A 746-nucleotide genomic window follows, 5' to 3' on the forward strand; every position below is an offset into this window, starting at 1 on the left:
CAGGGCGGCGGCCCCGTCCTCTTGCTCAGGCGCGCGCCTTGTACCTTTCCAGGGCGGTGATGCCTGCCGCCGCGAGGCCGATCTGGAGGGTCCATTCGATCCAGTCGATTCCCTTGGTGTCCGCGACCCCCAGGCCCGCCGCGAGGGCGGTGCCGACGAGGGCGGCGACGATGCCGACGGCGATCGTCCACAGGACGCCGATCCGCTGCCGGCCGGGCAGGACGAGCCGCCCGAGGGTACCGATGACGACACCGATGACGATCGCGCTGATGATGCCCGAGATCTCCATACCTGTCCCTTTCCCTGCTTCGTCCGGCGGTAACTCCGGTACCGGTTACAGGTCGAACTCGTGCGGCGGCAGGTCGAGGGTGAAACACGCCTCGCGCACGACGGCCTGCTCGGCCTTGTCGAAGTCGCCGTCGGCGCCGCCGATCACGATGCCGATCTGGATCACGGCGCGGGCCTCCGCCGGCTTCTTCTTCGCCTTGGCGATCTCCTGGAGCACACCGACCTTGCCGAAGTCGAAGTCGGCGGCCAGCTTGTTCAGGTTCTCGTCGAACCGGCGCTGGAGATCGGTCGCGTCGAAGTTCTGCAGCACCTCGTTGGTGGCGATCAGCTGGGCGACCCGCTGCCGTTCGGAGGGGTCGACCGTGCCGTCCGCCGCGGCCACGAGGGCGCACATCGCCATGGAGGCGTCGCGGAAGGCCCCGGACTTGAGGTCGTTCTTCTTCGCCACCAGCTGCGTC

2 protein-coding genes are annotated in these 746 nt (G+C 68.6%); both read right to left on the reverse strand.

Going from position 1 to position 746, the window contains the following annotated elements:
• Nucleotides 1-25: 25 nt before the first annotated feature.
• Nucleotides 26-289 carry a GlsB/YeaQ/YmgE family stress response membrane protein gene (locus tag QK442_RS36235; protein WP_282698396.1) on the reverse strand — a complete coding sequence of 88 codons (264 nt, stop codon included), beginning with the start codon at nucleotides 287-289 and terminating at the stop codon, nucleotides 26-28.
• 45 nt (nucleotides 290-334) lie between these two features.
• On the reverse strand, nucleotides 335-746 hold a 412-nt coding region (locus QK442_RS36240; RefSeq protein ID WP_282698397.1), incomplete at its 5' end, for a TerB family tellurite resistance protein.

Origin of the sequence: Streptomyces sp. CC208A (genome assembly GCF_030010625.1) — a bacterium.
Lineage (GTDB): Bacteria > Actinomycetota > Actinomycetes > Streptomycetales > Streptomycetaceae > Streptomyces.